20 protein-coding genes are annotated in these 18,327 nt (G+C 69.2%); 9 read left to right on the top strand and 11 right to left on the bottom strand.

Going from position 1 to position 18,327, the window contains the following annotated elements:
• Positions 1–52: 52 nt before the first annotated feature.
• Positions 53–256 (top strand): cold-shock protein, encoded by a 204-nt coding sequence (locus ACIQ8J_RS07795; RefSeq protein WP_003967102.1) that lies wholly within the window; start codon positions 53–55, stop codon positions 254–256.
• A 274-nt stretch (positions 257–530) separates the two neighbouring features.
• Here the strand turns inward: ACIQ8J_RS07795 and ACIQ8J_RS07790 are convergent, their stop codons facing one another.
• Entirely contained in the window at positions 531–2,276 is a 1,746-nt protein-coding gene (locus tag ACIQ8J_RS07790; RefSeq protein ID WP_403268015.1) for an AMP-dependent synthetase/ligase, read from the bottom strand.
• 178 nt (positions 2,277–2,454) lie between these two features.
• Between ACIQ8J_RS07790 and ACIQ8J_RS07785 the strand changes: the two genes are divergently transcribed.
• Complete coding sequence (locus ACIQ8J_RS07785; RefSeq protein WP_403268012.1) at positions 2,455–3,462, top strand: AraC family transcriptional regulator ligand-binding domain-containing protein; 1,008 nt, start codon at positions 2,455–2,457, stop codon at positions 3,460–3,462.
• 91 nt (positions 3,463–3,553) lie between these two features.
• Positions 3,554–4,705 (top strand): lipase family protein, encoded by a 1,152-nt coding sequence (locus ACIQ8J_RS07780; protein WP_403268009.1) that lies wholly within the window; start codon positions 3,554–3,556, stop codon positions 4,703–4,705.
• A 75-nt stretch (positions 4,706–4,780) separates the two neighbouring features.
• Here the strand turns inward: ACIQ8J_RS07780 and ACIQ8J_RS07775 are convergent, their stop codons facing one another.
• Positions 4,781–5,422 carry a MerR family transcriptional regulator gene (locus tag ACIQ8J_RS07775; RefSeq protein ID WP_403268006.1) on the bottom strand — a complete coding sequence of 214 codons (642 nt, stop codon included), beginning with the start codon at positions 5,420–5,422 and terminating at the stop codon, positions 4,781–4,783.
• Between the two features lie 97 nt (positions 5,423–5,519).
• Between ACIQ8J_RS07775 and ACIQ8J_RS07770 the strand changes: the two genes are divergently transcribed.
• The 4 genes from ACIQ8J_RS07770 to ACIQ8J_RS07755 all read left to right on the top strand — a co-directional run bounded on the left by ACIQ8J_RS07770 (position 5,520) and on the right by ACIQ8J_RS07755 (position 9,342).
• Positions 5,520–6,050 carry a DUF4188 domain-containing protein gene (locus tag ACIQ8J_RS07770; RefSeq protein WP_403268004.1) on the top strand — a complete coding sequence of 177 codons (531 nt, stop codon included), beginning with the start codon at positions 5,520–5,522 and terminating at the stop codon, positions 6,048–6,050.
• 496 nt (positions 6,051–6,546) lie between these two features.
• Positions 6,547–7,167, top strand: coding sequence for a 2OG-Fe(II) oxygenase (locus tag ACIQ8J_RS07765; RefSeq protein WP_403268002.1), 621 nt, complete (start codon positions 6,547–6,549; stop codon positions 7,165–7,167).
• 7 nt (positions 7,168–7,174) lie between these two features.
• Entirely contained in the window at positions 7,175–7,885 is a 711-nt protein-coding gene (locus ACIQ8J_RS07760; RefSeq protein WP_403267999.1) for a tRNA-dependent cyclodipeptide synthase, read from the top strand.
• Between the two features lie 53 nt (positions 7,886–7,938).
• Positions 7,939–9,342 (top strand): MFS transporter, encoded by a 1,404-nt coding sequence (locus ACIQ8J_RS07755; protein WP_403267997.1) that lies wholly within the window; start codon positions 7,939–7,941, stop codon positions 9,340–9,342.
• Positions 9,343–9,530: 188 nt separating this feature from the next.
• On the opposite strand, the gene ACIQ8J_RS07750 is transcribed toward ACIQ8J_RS07755, so the two are convergent.
• Together ACIQ8J_RS07750 and ACIQ8J_RS07745 are read right to left on the bottom strand one after the other, a co-directional pair.
• Positions 9,531–10,571, bottom strand: a complete 1,041-nt coding sequence (locus tag ACIQ8J_RS07750) for a hypothetical protein (protein ID WP_403267995.1) — start codon at positions 10,569–10,571, stop codon at positions 9,531–9,533.
• Between the two features lie 69 nt (positions 10,572–10,640).
• Positions 10,641–11,081, bottom strand: coding sequence for an ATP-binding protein (locus ACIQ8J_RS07745; RefSeq protein WP_403267993.1), 441 nt, complete (start codon positions 11,079–11,081; stop codon positions 10,641–10,643).
• 121 nt (positions 11,082–11,202) lie between these two features.
• On the opposite strand from ACIQ8J_RS07745, the gene ACIQ8J_RS07740 reads away from it, so the two are divergent.
• Complete coding sequence (locus ACIQ8J_RS07740; protein WP_403267990.1) at positions 11,203–12,060, top strand: Scr1 family TA system antitoxin-like transcriptional regulator; 858 nt, start codon at positions 11,203–11,205, stop codon at positions 12,058–12,060.
• Complete coding sequence (locus ACIQ8J_RS07735; protein WP_403267987.1) at positions 12,057–12,299, top strand: DUF397 domain-containing protein; 243 nt, start codon at positions 12,057–12,059, stop codon at positions 12,297–12,299. Before ACIQ8J_RS07740 ends, ACIQ8J_RS07735 begins: the two co-directional genes overlap by 4 nt.
• A gap of 57 nt (positions 12,300–12,356) precedes the next feature.
• On the opposite strand, the gene ACIQ8J_RS07730 is transcribed toward ACIQ8J_RS07735, so the two are convergent.
• The 7 genes from ACIQ8J_RS07730 to ACIQ8J_RS07700 form a co-directional block, all read right to left on the bottom strand.
• Entirely contained in the window at positions 12,357–12,782 is a 426-nt protein-coding gene (locus tag ACIQ8J_RS07730) for an RICIN domain-containing protein (RefSeq protein ID WP_403267984.1), read from the bottom strand.
• A gap of 394 nt (positions 12,783–13,176) precedes the next feature.
• Positions 13,177–13,770 (bottom strand): TetR/AcrR family transcriptional regulator, encoded by a 594-nt coding sequence (locus ACIQ8J_RS07725; RefSeq protein ID WP_403268832.1) that lies wholly within the window; start codon positions 13,768–13,770, stop codon positions 13,177–13,179.
• 189 nt (positions 13,771–13,959) lie between these two features.
• A complete protein-coding gene (locus ACIQ8J_RS07720) occupies positions 13,960–15,309 on the bottom strand; it encodes a dicarboxylate/amino acid:cation symporter (protein ID WP_403267981.1) in 1,350 nt (449 codons plus the stop codon).
• Positions 15,310–15,726: 417 nt separating this feature from the next.
• On the bottom strand, positions 15,727–16,023 hold the full coding sequence (locus ACIQ8J_RS07715; protein WP_403267978.1) for a DUF4229 domain-containing protein: 297 nt from the start codon (positions 16,021–16,023) through the stop codon (positions 15,727–15,729).
• Between the two features lie 88 nt (positions 16,024–16,111).
• Positions 16,112–16,636 carry a GNAT family N-acetyltransferase gene (locus ACIQ8J_RS07710; protein WP_403267975.1) on the bottom strand — a complete coding sequence of 175 codons (525 nt, stop codon included), beginning with the start codon at positions 16,634–16,636 and terminating at the stop codon, positions 16,112–16,114.
• 11 nt (positions 16,637–16,647) lie between these two features.
• Positions 16,648–17,811 (bottom strand): aminofutalosine synthase MqnE, encoded by a 1,164-nt coding sequence (gene mqnE, locus ACIQ8J_RS07705; protein ID WP_403267972.1) that lies wholly within the window; start codon positions 17,809–17,811, stop codon positions 16,648–16,650.
• A 55-nt stretch (positions 17,812–17,866) separates the two neighbouring features.
• Complete coding sequence (locus ACIQ8J_RS07700) at positions 17,867–18,316, bottom strand: Lrp/AsnC family transcriptional regulator (RefSeq protein ID WP_053728817.1); 450 nt, start codon at positions 18,314–18,316, stop codon at positions 17,867–17,869.
• Between the last annotated feature and the right edge of the window lie 11 nt (positions 18,317–18,327).

The following is an 18,327-nucleotide window of genomic DNA, read 5'->3' as shown; positions in this document are numbered from 1 at the left end:
GACTTGTTTGCAGGTTCTGGAGCAGGGCAACCCTTTGGCCCAAGGAGGGCTTATGGCTACCGGAACCGTGAAGTGGTTCAACGCTGAAAAGGGCTTCGGCTTCATCGCCCAGGACGGCGGCGGCCCGGATGTCTTCGTCCACTACTCCGCGATCAACGCGTCTGGTTTCCGCTCCCTGGAGGAGAACCAGGTCGTGAACTTCGACGTCACTCAGGGCCCGAAGGGCCCGCAGGCGGAGAACGTCACCCCGGCCTAACCTGCCCGGGTTGGCGATCGCTGACTTAGCAGTACCCAAGGAGCCCCCGTCCTTCAGGACAGGGGCTCCTGCCTTTTCCCCAGGGCTAGGGCGTGTCCGGCGGATCTTGTCTGGGACGCGGTGGTCTGGCACGCCCATCTGCCGCGTTGTCGTCACTCGCCGACGCTCCGCGTCGACTCCCTCCTCCGCCTTGCAGCTGCACGCACCAGACCACCGCTCACCAGCACCCAAAGAGCACCGCCCGCTGTGGGCTACCAGATCCGCCGGACACGCCCTAGCCCTGCCGGTACAGCTCCTCGATCTCGGCCGCGTACCGCTCAAGGACTGCCTTTCTGCGCACCTTCAGGGTCGGGGTCAGCTCCCCGCTCTCCACCGTGAAGTCCGCCGGCAGCACGGCGAACGCGCGGATCCTGGCCGGGCGGGACACCTGGGCGTTGGCCGCGTCGACCGCCTCCTGGACCAGCGCGCGGACCTCCTTCGCGCTCCGCCCGGCCGGCTCCGGCCCGTCCACCGTGATCAGCGCGACCGGATACGGGCGCCGGTCGCCCACCATCACCGCGTGCGAGACGATGGCGGACCGCTCGATGGCGAGCTCCACGTGCGAGGGCGTCAGGTTCTTCCCGGCGGACGTGATGATCAGGTCCTTCTTGCGGCCGGTGATCAGCAGATAGCCGTCCGCGTCCAGTTCGCCCAGGTCCCCCGTGTGCAGCCAGCCGTCCGCGTCCAGCGCGTCCGCCGTGCCCTGTTCGTTCGCGTGGTAGCCGGGGAAGACCATCGGGCCCCGGGCCAGCACCTCGCCGTCGTACGCGATCCTCACCTCGCAGCCCTCGACCGGCCGGCCCACCGTGCCATGCCGCACCGCCCCGGGGTGGTTGAGCGAGATCACGCCCGCGGACTCGGTCATTCCGTACCCCTCGAAGACCGCGATGCCGCAGGCCCGCAGGAAGTCCAGGGTGGCCGGGTCAATCGGGGCCCCGCCGGTCAGCGCCCACCGCAGACGGCCGCCGACGGCCGCCCTGACCAGGCTGTACAGGGACTGCTCGGCGGCCTCGTACTCCGCCTGCCGCTCGGGCGGAAGCCGGCCGTCCGCCGCGAGGACGCCGATCGCGACCGCCGCGTCGAACCGCTCGCGGCCGCCCTCCTGCGACTCGGCGAGCGAGCGCACCACCGAGTGGATCTTCTCGAACAGCCGCGGCACGGACGGCAGATGGGTCGGCCGGGCCTCGGCGAGCTCGCTCACCACGTCCTCGATCCGGCCGCCGAAGTAGCAGAGCTCGCCGCCGTTCAGCAGGGTGGAGAACTGGATCAGCTGAGCGAGGAGATGGGCGAGGGGCAGGTAGAGGTAGGTGCGGTCGCCCGGTCCGCCCTCGATGAGGTGCAGCGTCGCGTCCTGGACGGCGCCCAGGTTTCCGTGGGTGAGCCGGCAGCCCTTGGGCAGGCCGGTGGTTCCGGAGGTGTAGACGAGCTCGGCGTCGTCGCCGGGGCGCACGGCCTCGGACCGGGCCAGCAGGTCGGCGAGCGGCACGGCGGACCCGTCGGGCAGGCCCGGGAACCGCGTCCCGGCGCCGTCTCCCGTCATCAGCAGTACGTGATCGAGCGCCGGGAGCTTCTGGCGCAAGGCCTCCACCCGGGCCGCGGACCGGGGCCCCTCGCAGATGACCGCCTTCGCGGCGGAGTCGGCGAGCACCCAGGCGGCCTCCTCGTCGCCCGCCGTCGGATACACCGGCACCACCACCGCGCCCACCGCCAGACAGGCCAGCTGCGCGTACGTCCACTCGGGCCGCGTCTCGGCGAGGATCGCGACCCGCTCACCGGCGCGGATCCCGAGCGCGAGCAGCCCGCGCGCGGTGCGGCGCACGGTGTCGCGCAGCTCGGCGAAGGTGACCGAGACCCAGCCCCCGTCCGCGTCGCGGAACCGGAGGGCCGGCTCATCGGGGTGGCGCCGCGCCGCCCACTCGGCGAACACGGCGAGCGTCTCGGGACGCGGGTGCGGGCTCTGCTGCGGACTCCGGGTCGTCATGACCCGACGGTAAGGACGGGGCGGCCCGCGCGGGATGACAGGAAGCGTCAGCCGAGCTGACCTCAGCGCTCACCCCGGGCGTCTCGACCTGACGGTACGTACGGCCCCGGCAGCACGAAATGACGGGAAACGTCACCCCGGCTGACCTCAAAGCTCAACCCCGCTAACGTCGTTGACCATGGCGAAGCCGACGATCACCGTGCACCATGTGCGGGCCGTGCTGCGCGGCGCCGAGCGGCACGGCATCGACACCGTGCCGCTGCTCCAGGCGTCCGGCATTCCTCCGCTGCTGCTCGGCGACGACCGCGCGCGGGTCACCCCGGCCCAGTTCGCGCTGCTCTTCCGCGCGCTGTACCGGGCGACCGGGGACGAGTTCCTCGGGCTCGGCGGCGCCCCCAGCCGCCCCGGCACCTTCGCGATGATGTGCTACGCGGTGCTGGGCTGCCGCGACCTCGGCGGGGCGATGCGCCGCGGCACCGCCTTCTACGGCCTGTTCGCCGACGGCCCCGACCTCACCCTCCGGGTCACCGGCGCAGACGCGGTGTTCGCGATCCGCAACGAGCTGGCGGGCCGCGACGAGGACCGGTTCCTGACCGAGTGCCTCGTGATCATCTGGCACCGGCTGTGCAGCTGGCTGGTGGGCCGCCGGATCCCGCTGACCCGCGCCGCCTTCGGCTATCCGCCGCCCCCGCACAAGGACGAGTACGAGTCGCTGTTCGGCTGCCCGGTCCGGTTCGGGGACACCCGCACCGAGGCGGTGTTCGACGCGCACTGGCTGACCGCTCCGCTCGTACGGGACGAGGCCGCCCTGGACCAGATGCTGCGCCGCTCGCCCTTCGAGCTGCTGAGCCGCCGCGCGTACGGCACGACCGTCGGCGAGCAGGTGCGCCGGGCGCTCGCGGGCGCCCTGCGCGAGTCGCCCCGGCTGCCCACGCTCGACGAGACGGCGGCCCGGCTCGCCATGTCCCCGGCGACCCTGCGCCGCCGCCTGGCCCAGGAGGGCACCTCGTTCCAGCAGCTCAAGGACGCGGTACGGCGCGATGCCGCGATCGCCGGCCTCGCCGAGGGCCGCGAGCCGATCGCGGAGATCGCGGCCCGGCTCGGCTTCTCGGAGGACACCAGCTTCCACCGCGCCTTCCGCCGCTGGACGGGGACCACGCCCGGTTCCTATCGCCTGGGTCAGTGAAGGTGAGCGGTACGGTCAGCGCCGTACCTACCGGTCAGTCACTACCTTCTCCTCAACTGCCCGCGCCCCACCGGACCGTTGGGAGAGCCGCATGCACGTCCGTACCAGAGTCGCCGGTGCCCTCACCGCCGCACTCCTCCTCTCGGCAGCCACCCCCACCGCATTCGCCGACGACCCCGCGACCGCCGCACCCGGGGACCTCGTCACCCAGTCCCCCACCGAGTTCCATCCGCTGCCCGGCCAGTGGACCAACACCCGTGCCTGGCACGTCACTTACCGCTCCACCACAGCCAAGGGCGGCCCGAACGTGGTCTCCGGGACCGTCATCGTCCCCAACGACGGCCGCACCGGACCGCGCCCCGTCGTGACGTACGCCGTCGGCACGGTCGGGCTCGGCGACTCCTGCGCGCCGAGCGCCAACTTCCCGTACGGGACGGCCGTCGAGGCCACCTTGATCAACCAGGTCGTGCAGAAGGGCTGGGCGGTCGCGGTCACCGACTACGAGGGCCTGGGCACCCCCGGCGACCACACCTACACGGTCGGCCGCGCCGAGGGCACCGCCATGCTGGACGCGGCCCGTGCCGCAGAGCGCCTCGGCATCCCCGGCGTCGACGCCAACTCGCCTGTGGGGATCATGGGTTACTCGCAGGGCGGCCAGGCCAGCAGCTGGGCCGCCGAGCTACACGACTCGTACGCCCCCGAGCTGAAGGTGAAGGGCACCGCGACAGGCGGCGTCCCGGCCGACCTCATGAAGGTCGCCGCCTCCAACGACGGCGGCCTCGGCTCCGGCCTCATCTTCATGGCGGCGGCGGGCCAGAACGCGGCCTTCCCCGAGCTGAAGCTGGACTCGTACCTGAACCCGGCGGGCAAGGTGCTGGTCGACTACTTCAAGAACAACTGCGTGGCCGTCGACACCACGGTGGGCTCCTTCAAGCACATCACCGACCTGACCGTGAAGAACCCGCTCCAACAGCCGGACTGGCAGGCGCGGTTGGCCGAGTCGAAGCTCGGCACGCACCGCCCGGACGCGCCGGTGTACCTGTACCACGGCACGGTGGACGAGCTGATCCCGTACGCGGTGGGCCGGCAGCTCCGCTCCGACTGGTGCGCCGTGGGCGCGAACGTGGAGTGGCACGCGCTGCCGCTGCTCGGCCACATCGGCGGGGTGACGGTGGGCGCGATCCCGGCCGCGAACTGGCTGGCGGACCGCTTCGCGGGGAAGCCGGCGGGGGGCAACTGCTGAGCGTCCCGGCACGTACGTGGCGAGCCCGCCCCCCTGCGATGACGGGGGCGGGCTCGCTCCCTGCACGGGGGGGGCTCACAGCCCGTACCGGCGGGCGGACTCCTCCTGCTGGGCCAGACGGTGCAGGGCACGCAGGACCGGTTCGAACAGGAGGGTCGCGGCGACGGCGGTCTCGACCTTCTCCGCCTCGGAGGGATGGGTCTCCACGAAGTCCAGGTCGCGGACGGCGGCCTGGTGCATCAACTGGGCGTACGGGGCCATCAGTTCGGCGTCCCAGGGGTAGCCGAGCCGGTTGAGCGTGGCCACCGCGACGACCAGCGCCCGGTGGTCCGGGGAGAGTTCGCCGAGCTCGCGGGCGGTGGACCAGCCGAGCAGTTGGAGCAGCCGGTCGACCTCCGCACGGGCGGCGCCCACGGACTCGTCGCTGTCATCGGGATCGGGCCCGTGCGGCAGCGCCCACAGGGCGGCGCCCAAGCGCATCGTACGGTCCAGGGAGTCGTCGTCGACGTACCCGATGACCTCCTTGGCCGTGGCCACCGGGAGGCGGCCGACCTCGATCAGGGCGCGCACGAGGCGGAGCCGGCGCAGATGGCTCTCGTCGTAGTCGGCCGTGGTCGCACCGACCTTGCGGCCGGGCGGCAGCATCCCCTGCCGCAGGTAGTACTTGATCGTCGCGGTGGAGACACCGCTCCGCTCGCTCAACTCGGCCAGCCGCATCCCTTGCGCCCTTCCTCGGACAACGCCATTATCCAAGACACAAGACATGGATAACTCCGTTATCCAACAAGGGACTTGCCAGGATCCTGGAGGCAGCATGTTCACCAAGCCGATCCCGGGCCGCACGACCGCCGCCGTCGAGGGTGACACGGTGGTGCTGCTCATCGGAATGCGCGTCAACCACTTCTGGGCGGTGCACCAGTGGGTTCCGATCGCCCTGGCCATGTTCCGCATGCTCGGCGAACTGTCGAAGGACAAGAGCCGCGGACTGCTCGGCCACGTCCTGCTCACCGGGTCACCGCGCACGTACTACGTGGTCCAGTACTGGGAGTCGAAGGAGAAGCTCTACGCGTACGCGCACTCGCCGGAGATGCTCCACCACCGGGCGTGGGCGATCCTCAACAACAAGGAGCGCCAGGGCAAGCTGCGCCAGCACGTGGGGCTGTGGCACGAGACGTACGTCGTGCCCGAGGGCTCGTACGAGTCGATCTACGCGGACATGCCGCCGTTCGGCCTCGCGGCAGCTACGGGGGTGCTGCCGATCGAGAGCCGGGGCCGGCGAGCGGCGGACCGCCTCGCCCACCGCTCGAAGGCAGCGGCCAAGGACCCTTCCGGGACCGCCAGTTGACGACACCGCTCCGGTGAGACCGCGGCCATCAGGCCGCCCCAACGCCGCCCGCGCCGACCTCGGCACGGGCGGCGTTCGCATTCGGGCTCGGCGTTCACGTTCGGTCGGCGTCCGCCCTCGGTCACTCCACCCCCACATTCTCGTCACATATGCGCCACTCATATCGGGCGTGACAACGGAATCTCAGCCACAGATGTCCGTTTCGGCCATTGTTCTTTGCAGAGACATTAACCGTCACCGATCATGGTTGACACCGCCGAATCGAACCATGTGTAGTTACCAAGGAAGGGCCGAGAGCCCGAATGAGATTTCTTTTGCTACCCAGAAGGTGGGCATGACAACTATCAGGCGCGCCACGGCCGATACCCTGTCCCACGAGGACATACTTGCCCTGGTCGAGGGCACGGCACTTGCCGTGCACATACCAAGGTTCATCCATCCCGCAGCCTTGGCCTCGGCACGTGAGAAACTCTTAGACCACCCCGACCGCGGCGGGTTGAGCCAGGACACCACATTCCAGCGGATCGGCTTCGCCTACTCCGAGATCAGCGATTCCGCCTCGCGCGACCGATACCACGCGGAGGCACGCGCCAACATCCAGCGCATGCGGGACATCTTCGCCCCTTACGCGTCGCCGAGTGACGTTCTTCGGCTGCTCCTTGAAGAAACCTGGAACACCGGCACGAATCTGCTGCACGTCGAAGGCCGAAAAGCCTTCATCGGCATCTGCCGCTACCAGGACAAGGACGTGGATCTCAATCCCCACACCGACGCCCTGGAACGCAACCTGCCCGCCGAGCACTCCGTCGAACTCACGGCGCAGCTCTCGGCCAATATCTACGTCAACATTCCGCAGTCCGGCGGCGAGCTGGAGCTGTGGGGCACCGAGCCGGGCGAGGCGACGTACAACGAGCTCAAGGGCGAGCGGGTCTGGGGCCTGGAGCGCGAACAGCTCGGCCCGCCACGGGAGGTCATCAAGCCCGCCCCCGGTGACCTGCTGCTCCTCAACCCCCGCCAGATCCACGCGGTACGCCCTTCCGGCGACGAGCCCCGTATCACCCTGGGGCACTTCCTCGGCTACTACGGCGCCGACCGCCCGCTCGGGCTCTGGAGCTGACGCCGGCATGGACAACCACGTCATCGACGGCCGGACCAAGGCCAATTTCGGCGAGGCGGCCAAGCAGCTCACCCTTGCCGGAACACGGGCCGTGCTCCTGGTCAGCGTCGGCCAGCGTTATCACGAGGGCGACAAACTCCGGGCCACTGTGGAACTCGTCAACCGCAGCGGATTCCAGGAGTTGACCATCGCGGTCGCCGACACCCTGCAGCGCTCCAACTACCTGGACGTGTCCCCCGAGGACGCCTACACACGGGCGCTGCACCAGGGAGACGAATGGCTTGAGCGCAATGAGAAGATCCTCGGGCAGCTGTCCGTGGCCAATCAAGTGCTGCGCTGGGATGAGGCGTTGGACGACCCCTCGTACGGAGAGTTCAGACAGCGTATCGAGCACGCTTACCAACACAATCCGCAATACAAGAGCGCAGTGGACGCCACCATTGGAAAGTTCATTGACCGCCTCACATCTCGCGATCCGGGCGCGGAAATCGATCAGGCATTCAAAGGATGCCTGAAATACCTCATCGAGGAATGCCCCATCATCATGCCGATGTGGGCACATCAAGGCTACGACTACATCATCTATCCGCAGCCGATGACCGCCGCCATGGCCGAGACCCAGCGGCTTTTCGTCACCGATGAATACCCGGGCAAGGGCGGCTGGCTGTCCTTGAGATTCAAGAAGCGGGCTGCCACTTCCGAGCAGCCGGCCGCCTGAACACCAACGCCACCATCCGGTACACCAATATCCGGTACAGAGGACACGACACTGTGACGCCATCAACGACGCCATCGACGGCGAAGACGGCACCGCCGAAGGCCACCCCGCCCGACCGCAAGTGGTGGGCCTTCACCGGGATCGGTCTGATCAGCTTCCTCGGCTGCATCGACCTGACGATCGTCAACACCGCGGCCCCCGAGATCCAGTCCGACCTCGGCGCCTCGGTGACCGACCTACAGCTGATCGTCAACATCTTCATCGTCGCCCTGTCGATGTTCATGGTGACCATGGGCCGCCTCGCCGACACGTACGGCCGACGTCGTGTCCTCTATGCCGGTGCCGTCGTCTTCGGCCTGGCCTCGCTCGGCGCGGGCCTGGCCGACAGCATCGGCTGGCTGATCGCCTTCCGGTTCCTGCAGGGCGCCGCCGGGGCGATCCTGTACACCTCCACCGGCGCCATCGTGCAGAACGCGTTCCCGGAGTCCCAGCGCGGCCGGGCCATCGGCGCGCTGTACAGCGTGAACGGCGTGGGCCTCGCCATCGGCCCGCTCCTCGGCGGCGTGATCGTCTCCGCGCTGGGCTGGCACTGGGTGTTCTGGATCAACGTCCCGCTGGTCGCCGTCGCCCTGGCCCTGTGCTCGTTCAGCGTCCGGGAGTCCCGCAACGAGGAGAGCACGACAGGCGTCGACTGGCCGGGCCTGGTCCTGCTCAGCCTCGGTATCCCGGCCGTCGTGCTCGCCTTCACCCTGGGCGACAACTGGGGCTGGACCAGCGCCCGTACGCTGCTGCTGCTCGCCTTCGCGCTGGTGGTGCTCGTGGCCTTCTACTTCGTGGAACGCCGGGCCGCCGACCCCATCATCAGCTTCCACCTGTTCCGCCACCACGCCTTCCTCACCGCGCTCGTCTCCGACTTCGCGCTGGCGTGCTTCTACACCACGGTGCTGTTCCTGCTGCCGCTGTATCTGCACGACGTACGCGGCTTCGGCGGTTACGCGACCGGTGCGCTGCTCCTGCCGTGCACCGCCGTGATGGCGGCCCTCTCCCCCTTCGTGGGCCGCCTGACCGACCGCCACGGCCCGCGGAAGCTCCTCGCCGCGGGCTTCACCGCGTTCGTCGTCTCGGCACTCCTGCTGACCCGGCTGACCGCGGACACCTCGCTGGTCTACCTCGCCGTGGCCCTGGTGGCGATGGGCCTCGGCTGGGCCTGCGTCCTCGGCCCGGCCACGGTCTCGGCGCTCTCCTCGGTACCGGAGCGCCAGGCCGGCCTCGCCATGGGCTCCTCGTGGACCTTCCACAACCTGGGCGGCGCGATCGGCCTCGCCGCCGGCATCGTCCTGTACCGCTCGCAGGGCGAGGGCACTTCGGGCACGCAGGCCGCGATGTGGATGGTGGCCGGCACATCGCTGGCGGCACTGGCCGCACTCGGGCTGCTGCGACGGCGTACGTCGCAGTGACCCGCAGCAAGTCCCGGGCGCGGGTCAACTACCGGCCAGCGCCCGGGACTTGTTCCCAGCTCAACCCTGCACCCCTGAAGGAGCACGGGGAACTGCGCGATCAGCCACACACGGCCTGCGGCCGACGAACGACACTGCCCGCCGGGCGCTCAGCAACTTCCGCCGGGCGCCCGGGACTTGCTGTTGACTCAGCCCTCGGCGGAACGGCGCCGACGGGCCGCGACCAGCAGGCCCGCGCCCCCGGCGAGCGCGACGGCGGTGCCGCCCGCGGCCCACGGCAGCGCGGACCCGGCGCCCGTGGAGGCGAGGGAGGTGCCGGTAGCGGCGTTCTGGGCCGCCGGGGCGGACGGCGTGGCCGAGCCGGTGGCGACCGGCTTCGCGCCCCGGTCGCCCTTCTCCGTCACACCAGCGGTGCCGGTGTCCTTACCGGCGTCCTTGGAGGCGTCCGGCTTCGGCGTGTCCTTGCCCTTGTCCTTGTCCTTGTCCTTGTTCTTCGCGGCGGCGGCGTCCGCCTCGTCCTTCTTGCGCGCCTCGAACTGCCCCTTGTCGAGGAAGGCCTGGACGTCCTCGGGGGTGCCCCTGAGCGCCTTCTTCGCGGCCGCCTTCACGGCCGGGCCGCCCTGGCCGTAGATCCGGGTGGCCAGCACCCGGTTGTCGATGATGCGGGCGTCGAACTGGCCGACTTCGAGGAACTGCTTGATGGCCTCGCGGGTGTTCGCGTCCAGAGCCTTGCCTGCGGCCTCCCGCACCGAGGGCCCGCCGGCATGGATGATCTGGCTGACGCGCACGCGGTCATCCTCCAACCGGGCGTCGTACTGACCCTTCTCAAGAAACTTCACTCGGTCCTCGGGGGTGCCGTTGAGCGCCTTGTCGCCCTCCCGGCGTACGCCGCGGCCACCCTGGTCGATGATCCGGGCGATCGCGACCCGGTTGTCGTTGTCGCGGGCGACGTACTGGCCCACTTCAAGGAACCTCCGCACCGCGGCCGCCCCGCCGTCGAGCGCCCTGCTGGCGGCCTCCTTGAACACCGGACCCGCGTCCTTCGCGGCCATCAAGCGCAGGAGCGCGACCCGGTCGTCGTCCTCCTGCTGCTTGGGGGTCTTCGATCCGGCGTCGGGCGCCGAAACGGCGGGCGCCTTGCCGCTGTCGGCAAACGCCGGAGAGGCGAGCAGAACGGCCGGTGCGATGGCGGCAGATGCGACAAGCGCGGATATACGCGTGAACTTCATGCGGTTCCCCCAGTTTCACTGGAAACTCGTAACGGTCACCCGCATGGTATGTCGCTCTTGACTTTCTCTTTACACTACCCCCCGCCTCTGATCGTCCGGATGCAATTCGGCCCACACGACCTTCCCCACCCCGGGCCGCGCCTTCACGCCCCACGCCACGGCGACCGCCGCCACGAGCAGCAGCCCGTGCCCGCACTCGGCCTCGCCCGGTACCGGCGCGGAGGGAGCGGGCTCGCGCTCGCCCCGAGCGTCGCCGACCTCGATCCGCAGCAGCTCCCCCAGCGTGAGCCGCAGCTCGAAGTCCCGCCCCGGTACGTGACCGTGGGTCACGGCATTGGCGGCGAACTCCGCGACGACGAGCGCGGCGGCGTCGGAACGCGGGCTCCCGTACGGGATGCCCCACGCGTCCAACTGCTGCACCGCCAGCCACCGCGCGAGCCGCGCACCGCGCCGCGTACTGCTGAATCTCTGGACGAACTCGGTTGCCGTGACGGCGGATTGGGGATTCATGTCACCGAGCGTGACGATGTGTGCGTAGCCTGAACAGGGGTATCACCACGACCCCGGCGAGCTGTACGCCCACGGGCCGCGCGCTGTACGGGGCGTCGGCCGTAACCGGGAGGTGCGGGGCATGAATCAGGAAGCTCGACCGGAGCGCCCGGTCGAATCGGACGGCACGGCCCACCTCTTCAAGGCTCTGGGCAAGCAGATGAAGGTGCTACGCGAACGGGCCGGGCTCAGCCAGCGGGAGCTCGGCGCGATGGTCAGCTACGGAGAGGACCTGATCTCGGCGATCGAGCGCGGCGTACGCACCCCGCAGCCGGAGTTCCTGGAACGTGTAGACGAACTCCTAGGCGCGAACGGGGTGTTGATGGCGGCGGTACCGGAGGTACGGGCAGCCCTCGCCCGGTCCCGGACCCGGCATCCGGACTGGTTCCGGGACTACGCCGACGCCGAGGCCAAAGCGGTGGCGCTGCACGACTACAGCACGCAGGCCATCCCGGGCTTGCTGCAAACCGAGGAGTACGCGCGGGCAATCTTCACCCACCGACGCCCCCTGTTGGATGAGGGCACGATCGAAAAGCGAGTGGCCGACCGATTGGCCCGACAGCAGCTCTTCGAGCACTGGCCTGGGCCGACCTTCAGCTTCGTACTGGAGGAGGCCGCACTGCAGCGCCCCACGGGCGGACGTGGCGTCCAGGCGAACCAGTTGAGGCAGCTACTGCGCTTCGGAAGGCTGAGGACAGTAGAGCTCCAGGTGATGCCGGTGGATCGCGAGGACCATCCCAGCCAGGACGGGTCGTTCATCCTTCTCACCCCGAAGGGGCGTCAGCAGGTGGCGTACACCGAGATCTACGGCCACCCGCGGCTGATCACCGACCCGGAGGAAGTCCGCGTCTTCAGCGACCGCTATGGGATCATCCGAGCGCGAGCTCTCACGCCACAGGAGTCTCTGTCCCTGATCGAGAAGATGCTGGGGGAACTATGAACACCACCGAACCGATCTGGTTCAAGAGCACGTACAGCAGCGGCGGAGGCGGCGAGTGCATAGAACTCGCCTACGCCTGGCGGAAGTCGAGCTACAGCAGCGGCGAAGGCGGGGCGTGCGTGGAGATCGCCGCGCACCCCTCCACCGTCCACATCCGGGACTCCAAGGACCCGCAGGGTCCTCAACTGGCCGTTGCACCCGGGGCATGGGCGGCATTCACCGCGTACGCCACTCGGTGACGCGACGGCGCGGCCGCACCCCCTTCGGGTAGGGGTGCGGCCGCGCCTCGGCCCGACTCAGGCCTGCTCGAACGTCCACTTCTGGAAGCGGAGGCCCTCGAAGGGCTGGACGGTGAGCTGGGTGCCCTTCTGGCCGTCGGGCAGCGTCACGACGCCGTCCATGTACGGGAAGGCGATGCGGAACAGGTTCTCGCCGACGGGCTCGATCGACCACCGCTCGGGGAACGGCTGCACCCCGACCCGCGGCGGGTAGATGCGCAGGGCGCTCAGTCCGAAGAACGCCTCACCGCTGCTGAGCGAGCTCCTGATCTGGTACTCGTTGATGCCGTTGATGCAGGTGAGCCGCCACTTCTGGTTGGGCTCCTTGCTCAGCGGCCAGCCGATGATCGGCGTGTTGGGCAGCGGGCTCCCGCCGGAGACGTCGACGTAGAGGTCTTCGGCGGCGTTCTTGATCAGGTACTCGCCATCGGGCAGGATCGGCATGAAAGCCTCCAGGTCAGGACGGTGTACGGGTCTGATCGAGCTCCCTCACCCTAAGAGCGGAGTGGTCGGAGCGTAACGGGCGGATCCGGTCGGTCCCGCATCAATCAACATGGCTTGCTTATAAGGGACTTGGGCGCATAAGTACGCCGGGGACAGCACCATGCACCACCGGGAATCAGCCCGTCCGGCCTTCCGCATCCGGGCCCGACCGCCCCCGGACCGGCCCCGCGTCCGCGTCAAGCCGCTTCCGCGCCACACCGCGACGCGGCATCCCTGCTCGGCCATGGCGAGGTGTGGGACTCCGCCCGGTTTGCGTCTCGGGGGCGAGGCCGCCGCCCACACCGCACAGGGCGCGGCGCAGCCCTGGACAATCAGCGCCCGCCAGGACCCCACCTCAACGCCTGGGCGACCAGCGCTCTCCGCGCATCAGGTTGCCCAGACCCGCCCAGGCGAAGTTCATCAGGGTCGCGGCGGCCTCCTTGGCGGTGACGGACTCGGTCTCGTTCGCCCAGCCGGCCAGCGACTCGGCCGCGCCGACCAGGGCCTGGGCAAGTCCCGCCACATCGCGCTGCGCCAACTCCGTTGCGCAGTCGGTCTCTTGGGCTGCCGCTGCGGCGATCAACCCGGTCACGAACGCCACGATCTCATCTCGCATCACGGCGACCTCACGGGCGAACGGCTCGCCGTGCGTACGCGCCTGGCGGTGCAGCACGGACCAGCCGTCGGGGTTCTGGGCGGTGTGCGTGAAGAACGCCCGTAGCCCTGACCAGAGTTGTCCGTCGGCGGTGAGCCCCGGGTCCACGCCGCGCCGTACGGCCGCGACCAGGGCCTGCGCCTCGCGGCGGATGCAGGCGGTGAAGAGGTCTTCCTTGGAGTTGAGGTACAGGTAGACGAGCGGCTTGGACACACCGGCCAGTTCGGCGATCTCGTCCATCGAGGCGGCTCGGTAGCCGCGCTGCCCGAAGGTCCGTACGGCGGCGTCCAGCATCTGCTGCTCCCGCACGGCACGCGGCAGCCGCCTCCCCTTGCCCCCACCCACTTGAACCGCCCCTCCCGACGATGTGCCCCGGCGCAAGGGTAATCACCCCGTCGCTCACCGACGCCAACGCCCGCGCCCCCGGCAGGCGGGGCGCGGGCGTATCAGCGGGCGTATCAGCGGGCGTATCAAGTGAGGTGCTCAGGCAGCGGCCGGAACGGCCACCTTCTGCTCCGCCTCGCGGGTCTCGAACTCGTCGTCGACCGGCGAGAGATGCACCGCGTTGAAGACATCGCGGTCCAGGATGTTCTCCCGGGCCGCCACCACGACCGGCACCAGCGACTGCCCCGCCACGTTCGTAGCCGTACGCATCATGTCCAGCACCGGGTCGATCGCCATCAGCAGGCCCACGCCCTCCAGGGGCAGGCCCAGCGTGGAGAGGGTCAGGGTCAGCATGACCGTGGCGCCGGTCAGGCCCGCCGTGGCCGCCGAGCCGATGACCGACACGAAGGCGATCAGGACGTAGTCGCCGACGCCGAGGTGCACATCGAAGATCTGGGCGATGAAGATCGCGGCGAGCGCCGGGTAGATCGCCGCGCAGCCGTCCATCTTGGTGGTCGCGCCGAACGGCACCGCGAAGGACGCGTACTCCTTGGGAACACCGAGCCGTTCGGTGACCTTCTGCGTCAGCGGCATCGTGCCCACCGAGGAGCGGGAGACGAAGGCCAGCTGGATCGCGGGCCAGGCGCCCTTGAAGAACTGGACCGGGTTGACCTTGGCGACGGTGGCGAGCAGCAGCGGGTAGACGCCGAACATCACCAGGGCGCAGCCGATGTAGACGTCGGCGGTGAAGGTGGCGTACTTGCCGATGAGGTCCCAGCCGTAGTCCGCGATGGCGAAGCCGATGAGGCCGAGGGTGCCGAGCGGGGCGAGCCGGATGACCCACCACAGGGCCTTCTGGAGCAGCTCCAGAACGGCCTCGCTGAGAGTCAGGATCGGCTTGGCCTTCTCGCCGAGCTGGAGCAGCGCGATACCGGCGACGGCGGCCATGAAGACGATCTGAAGCACGTTCAGTTGGGTGAACGGCGTGATGATGTCGGTCGGGATGATGCCGGTGAGGAAGTCCAGCCAGGAGCCCGTGTGCTTGGGCAGCTTGCCGTCCTTCGGGGTGAGGCCGGTGCCGGCTCCCGGGTTGGTGAGCAGGCCGATGGCGAGGCCGATGGCCACCGCGATCAGCGACGTGATCATGAACCAGAGCAGCGTGCGCGAGGCCAGCCGGGCGGCGTTGTTGACCTTGCGCAGGTTGGTTATCGACACCAGGATCGCGAAGAAGACGAGCGGCGCGACGGCCAGCTTCAGGAGCTGGACGAAGATGCTGCCGATCTGCTCAAGGGTGTCCTTGAGCCAGCCGATGTCCTGGCTGCGGGCGAGCCAGCCGAGCAGGCCGCCGAGGACGAGACCCGCGATGATCTGGGCCCAGAACGGGAACTTGGACGATATGGAGAAGCCGCGCTTGGGCTTCTCGTCGGTGGTCGCGGTGGACGCGGACACGGACACACTCCCGGGTGAGCGGAGACGGAGACGTTCGAAGAAGAGCGCGGCGCCCGTTCACAGAGGACTGGTCGGTGAGGACCGGTCGCAGAAGGCTGGGGACACCGCCGCATGATGCCGGGGTCAGACGTCGCGGCAACAGACCGCGGACATGCAGCGGCAGAGGTCGACATGCAGACGCGCCACGAGCGGAACGGCTCCGCCGGTGGGGTGCTGGTGCACTGCTGCTGTCGTCATGTCGAACACGTTAACACTTGAACTTTGAGAACCTCAAAGCAGTTCTTTTACCCGGGATGACCCGAACCCCGCTCCGGGTTCGGCGTGAACTTGCCGCCCCGCGGCCGGAAATGGCGACGGCCCCGCCCCGAAGCGGTGGCTTCGGGGCGGGGCCGTAGGAAGGTGTGAGGTGCCTTACGTCTACTGGACGAGACCGTCCTCCTGCGAACGGTTCGCCTCCAGCTTCGCCTTGGCGTGCTCGACCTTGGTGACGAGCTGGGCGGACATCGCGTCGCGCTGCTTGCGCAGGAGCACGAAGCTGAGCGGCGCCGAGATGACGAGCGCGAGCAGGATGACCCAGATGAAGTTGGCGTGACCCAGCCCCTTGGGCAGCACACCGAACTGGACCAGCAGGCCGACGAAGACCAGGCTGCCGATGAAGATCCCCACGCGCAGCATGGTGTACCAGATGGTGGCGCTCGGCTTGGCGGCGTTCACGACTGACCTTCTCTCTACGGTGACCCTGCCCGACTAGTGAAGCACGCCCGCAATTGGATCTATTGGGCGGGCGCCCTGCCCCACGGGCTCAGCGCAGCGGGAGCAGCATGATGATGTCGTCCCGGTTGTCCCCGTCGGCGACCCGGATGGCGCCGGGCACCCGCCCGACCTCCTTGTAGTCGCACGAGGCGTAGAACCGGTCGACGCCGGTCCCGCCCCGGCAGGTGAGCCGGATCGCCTCGACGCCGTCGAAGCCGCGTACGGCATCGGCGGTCGCCGCCATCAGGTCGCGCCCGTACCCCTTGCCCTGGTGGCCGGGGTGCACCATGACCGTGTACAGCCACACCCAGTGCCGCATCAGGCGGTGCGTGTTGTACGCGATGAACGCGGTGGCGGCGACCCGCCCGTCCTCGTCGTACCCGACGAGCAGCCGCATCCGCCCCTCGGCCATGGCCACGAAGTGCTTGACGAGTTCGGGCCGTACGTCCTCGACGGTGACCGGCGGTACGAATCCGACGGCCCCGTCCGCGTTGGACACCTCGGTCCACAGGTCGAGGATCCCGTCCCGCAGGGCGGGCGTGACCGCCGGGTCGAGCCGGAATGCGAGTGCCATGGAGCCCTCGCTCAGAAGCGCATCGGCTGCGGCGTCTCGCGCAGCTCCGCGTCCGGGCCCGGGTACTCGCGGATGATCTCGTACCGCGTGTTGCGCTCCACGGGGCGGAAGCCGGCCTCGCGGATGAGGTCGAGCAGGTCGTCCCGGGTCAGCTTGTTCGGCGTGCCGTAGTTGTCGGCGTCGTGCGTGATCTTGTACTCGACGACCGAGCCGTCCATGTCGTCCGCGCCGTGCTGGAGCGCGAGCTGGGTGGTCTGGAGGCCGTGCATGACCCAGAAGCACTTCACGTGCGGCACGTTGTCGAAGAGCAGGCGCGAGACCGCGAAGGTCTTCAGGGCCTCGGCGCCGGTCGCCATCGTGGTGCGCGCCTGGAGCTTGTTGCGGACCTTGCCGTCCTGCATGTCCACGAAGTCGTGCTGGTAGCGCAGCGGGATGAAGACCTGGAAGCCGCCGGTCTCGTCCTGGAGCTCGCGCAGCCGCAGCACGTGGTCGACGCGGTGGCGCGGCTCCTCGATGTGCCCGTACAGCATGGTCGAAGGGGTCTTGAGGCCCTTCTCGTGGGCGAGGCGGTGGATGCGCGACCAGTCTTCCCAGTGGGTCTTGTGGTCGACGATGTGCTGGCGCACTTCCCAGTCGAAGATCTCGGCACCGCCGCCGGTCAGCGACTCCAGACCGGCGTCGATGAGCTCGTCCAGGATCTCGCTCGCGCTCAGCCCGGAGATCGTCTCGAAGTGGTGGATCTCGGTCGCCGTGAACGCCTTGAGCCCGACGTTCGGCAGCGCCTCCTTGAGGGCCTTGAGCGAACGCGGGTAGTAGCGCCAAGGCAGCGTCGGGTGCAGCCCGTTGACGATGTGCAGCTCGGTGAGGTTGTCGTTCTCCATCGCCTTGGCGAGGCGGACGGCCTCCTCGATGCGCATCGTGTACGCGTCCTTCTCGCCCGGCTTGCGCTGGAACGAGCAGTACGCGCACGACGCCGTGCACACGTTGGTCATGTTGAGGTGACGGTTCACGTTGAAGTGGACGACGTCGCCGTTCTTGCGGGTGCGCACCTCGTGGGCGAGCCCGCCGAGCCAGGCCAGATCGTCCGACGCGTAGAGCGCGATGCCGTCCTCGCGGCTGAGCCGCTCACCGGCCCGGACCTTCTGCTCCAGCTCGCGCTTGAGTCCCGCGTCCATCAAGGCCGCCTCCCATACGTGTGTCTTTCAGGCTCCACCAAAGGTACGCCCCGACCTACTCGGGCAGTTCTCCGACCCGGTTCTCCCACTTCGTGGAGAGCACGATCGTGGTGCGGGTGCGCGAGACGCCCTTGGTCGAGCCGAGCCGGCGGATCGTCTTCTCCAGGCCGTCGACGTCCCCGGCCCGGATCTTGAGCATGTACGAGTCGTCGCCGGCGATGAACCAGCAGTCCTCGATCTCGGCGAGGTCGCGCAGTCGCCGGGCCACGTCCTCGTGGTCGGCGGCGTCGGAGAGCGAGATGCCGATCAGCGCGGTGACCCCGAGACCGAGCGAGGCCGCGTCAACGGTGGCGCGGTATCCGGTGATGACCCCGGCCGCCTCCAGACGGTTGATGCGGTCGGTGACGCTGGGGCCGGAGAGCCCGACGAGCCGGCCCAGTTCCGCGTACGAGGCCCTGCCGTTCTCGCGCAGTGCCTGGATGAGCTGCCTATCGACGGCGTCCATATGCCTGAAGC

It is taken from the genome of Streptomyces sp. NPDC094147 (assembly GCF_044764265.1).
In the GTDB taxonomy this organism is placed as follows: domain Bacteria; phylum Actinomycetota; class Actinomycetes; order Streptomycetales; family Streptomycetaceae; genus Streptomyces.
Note: the sequence above shows the minus strand (reverse complement) of the source record. Positions and strands in the feature narration are given on the sequence as shown.